The 2,783-nt window shown below is 68.6% G+C and carries 3 protein-coding genes and 1 pseudogene; 1 reads left to right on the plus strand and 3 read right to left on the minus strand.

The features are described from left to right. Nucleotides 1-739 (plus strand): annotated as a pseudogene (locus VTU_RS0115065) (VanZ family protein); the annotation flags it as partial. 83 nt (nucleotides 740-822) lie between these two features. Here VTU_RS0115065 and VTU_RS0115070 read toward each other — a convergent pair. The 3 genes from VTU_RS0115070 to VTU_RS27505 all read right to left on the minus strand — a co-directional run. Next, entirely contained in the window at nucleotides 823-1,740 is a 918-nt protein-coding gene (locus VTU_RS0115070; protein WP_010105618.1) for a ParB/RepB/Spo0J family partition protein, read from the minus strand. 59 nt (nucleotides 1,741-1,799) lie between these two features. Continuing rightward, nucleotides 1,800-2,345, minus strand: a complete 546-nt coding sequence (locus VTU_RS0115075; protein WP_010105620.1) for an RBBP9/YdeN family alpha/beta hydrolase — start codon at nucleotides 2,343-2,345, stop codon at nucleotides 1,800-1,802. Beyond that, on the minus strand, nucleotides 2,342-2,783 hold a 442-nt coding region (locus tag VTU_RS27505; RefSeq protein WP_010105622.1), incomplete at its 5' end, for a ParA family protein. The genes VTU_RS0115075 and VTU_RS27505, both read right to left, overlap by 4 nt.

Here is a 2,783-nt window from a genome sequence, read left to right on the forward strand (position 1 = left end):
GGCGCTGCTCGAGCGCCTGGGTGCCATCGACCGCTGGAGCGACGTGCGCCAACGCTGGTTCGTCCCCGACGCCAGCGGCGGCCTGGTGCTGCTGGCGCTCTGGCCACCGGCACTGCTGTTTCCGGCAGCCGTTCCCTTTGGTCTGGGCCAGGTGCTCGAGCGACTCGAGACGGCGCTCGCCACGCTGCTCGACGACACGCCGTTTTCGGGCTGGCTGCCGCTGCACGGAGCCGCTCTGGAGCCGCTCTCCCTCGGCAGTGAGTTGCTGTGCGTCACGCTGGGCCTGCTCATCCCCTGCCTGCTGGGCTACTGCGTGATCCACCGCCAGGCCGGACGCCGCGCGCTGTTTGCGCTCGGGGTGATCGCGCTGGGCGCAGTGCTCACCGCCCTGTCGGCGGCGCTGAGCTGGGGCCCGGCGCACGCCTGGGGATGGCTGGATCTGCCCGCGCGCTGCGGCGTGGGGGCTGCGCTGGCGCTGGCCTGGCTCCTGCTCGCCCTGCCGCGCAGAGCCTGCGCGGCCATGCTGCTGCTGGCGCTGGCCTGGCATCTGGCACTGCTCAACCAGGCGCCCACCAGCGCTTACTTTGCCCAGACCCAACAGGTCTGGGAACAGGGCCGTTTCATCCGCTTCTACGGCCTGAGTCAGTGGCTGGGCTGGCTGTGGCCCTATGCCACGCTGCTGTACGTGCTGCTGCTGGTGTCGCGGCGCGTGGGATCAACCTTCGCTATCAATCAATAACCGTCGATTGATTTTCCAACAGCGCCCGGCTTCATCTGCTGCATCGGCCAGCGCCTGTTTTGCGTATCTGAACCGCATGCACATCAAGCCCTCCGGAGCCGCTCGATCAAGCCGTTGAGCGCCTCCAGCGAGCCGAACCGGATCACCAACTCGCCCATCTCCGCGGCGTGGCTGCCGCCCTTCTGGCGCTTTTTCACGCGCAGTTCGACCTCGGCCATGAGCAGGTCGGACAGTTCCTCCTCCACCCGGCGCAGGTCGCGCGACTTTTCCGATTTGGGCTTTTGCGCGAGCTGGCTGGAAGCACCGATTTTCTTGACCAGCGCCTCGGCCTGGCGCACCGAGAGCTTCCTGGCCGCGATCTGGTTGCCGGCGGTGATCTGTGCGGCGCGCTCGAGCGCCAGCAACGCACGCGCATGGCCCATGTCGATGTCGCCGGCCATGAGCATGGTCTGCACGGGATCGGCCAGGTTCAGCAGCCGCAGCAGGTTGCTGGCCGCGCTGCGCGAGCGACCCACGGCCTGGGCGGCCTGCTCGTGCGTGAGGCCAAAATCCTTGACCAGCCGCTGCAGGCCCTGCGCTTCTTCGAGCGGGTTGAGGTCCTCGCGCTGGATGTTCTCGATGAGCGCCATGGCGGCGGCGGCCTCGTCGGGCACGTCGCGCACGAGCACGGGCACGCTGTCCAGGCCGGCCAGCCGGGCCGCGCGAAAACGCCGCTCGCCGGCGATGATTTCGTATTTGCCCGCGTGCTCGCCCTCGCTCAGGCGGCGCACCAGAATGGGCTGCATGACGCCCTGGGCCTTGATGGACTCGGCCAACTCGTACAGGGCCCCCTCGTCCATGCGCGTACGCGGCTGGTATATGCCCGGGACCAGCACGCTCAGGGACAGCGTGCCGGGCTGCCCGGCGTCGGCCGCCCGGGCCTGTTCCACCCCTTCGGCGACCTTGGGGCCCAACAGGGCTTCGAGGCCGCGACCCAGGCCCTTGGGTTTTTTGCTCACCATGTCGTGCGTGCTTTCTTCGGTGTTTTTCTGATTTCTGGCGGCCGGTCGTGGACGGGCGCTTATGCCCTGGCGGCGAGCCGCTGCAACCAGCCATGGCCCTCGTCCCAGTCGCCCAGACCGGACTCGGTATTGATGTGCCCCCGCTCGCCGCAGTCGACGAAGTCCGCGCCCCAGGCCTGCGCCAAGCTCCGGGCGCGCTCGAAGCTGCAGTACGGGTCGTTGCGGCTGCCCACCAGCACCGAGGCAAAGGGCAGCGCCTGGAGGGCAATCGGCGCCCAACCGGGGAGCTGTGCGCCGAGGAGGTCGGGGCGTTCAACGTCGCCGGGCGCCACCAGCAGCGCGCCCTGCACGCGGCAGGCGTTCGCGGAATGCGCCGCCCACCATGCGCTGAGGATGCAGCCAAGGCTGTGCGCCACGAGCAACACGGGGCCGCCGGCGTCCACCACGGTTTCCTCGAGCCGCGCCGTCCAGTCGCCGCGCAGGGGATGTATCCAGTCGTGCTGCTCCACACGGCGGTAGCCATGCCGGGTCTCCCAGAGGCTCTGCCAGTGGCCGGGGCCCGAATTCTGCCAACCGGGCAGCAGCAGGACGTCGGACGGCTTCATGCGCTGGCGGCTGCTTTGGCGATGGACGGTGCGGTGCCGTGCAGGCTGCGCACGCGCACGACCATCTCCTGCGCAAATTCTTCAAAGGCCAGGCTGCCCTTGGCGGCCGGGTCGAACACCACGCCGGGCAGGCCGTAGCTGGGCGCCTCGGCCAGGCGCACGTTGCGCGGGATCACGGCGTCGAACACCTTGTCGCCAAAATGGCCCTTGAGCTGGTCGCTGACCTGCTGCTGCAACGTAATGCGCGGATCGAACATCACGCGCAACAGGCCGATGATCTGCAGGTCGGTGTTCAGATTCGCGTGCACCTGCCGGATGGTGTTCACCAGGTCCGTCAGTCCTTCGAGCGCAAAGTATTCGCACTGCATGGGAACGATCACACCGTGGGCGCTGCACAGCCCGTTGAGCGTGAGCATGGAGAGCGAGGGCGGGCAGTCG

The sequence above is a fragment of the Verminephrobacter aporrectodeae subsp. tuberculatae At4 genome (genome assembly GCF_000193225.1).
Classification (GTDB): Bacteria; Pseudomonadota; Gammaproteobacteria; order Burkholderiales; family Burkholderiaceae_C; genus Acidovorax; species Acidovorax aporrectodeae.

Coding starts and splice junctions, on each gene's coding strand:
- VTU_RS0115070 (WP_010105618.1), bottom strand. CDS start 1,740: ATGGTGAGCAAAAAACCCAAGGGCCTGGGTCGCGGCCTCGAAGCCCTG.
- VTU_RS0115075 (WP_010105620.1), bottom strand. CDS start 2,345: ATGAAGCCGTCCGACGTCCTGCTGCTGCCCGGTTGGCAGAATTCGGGC.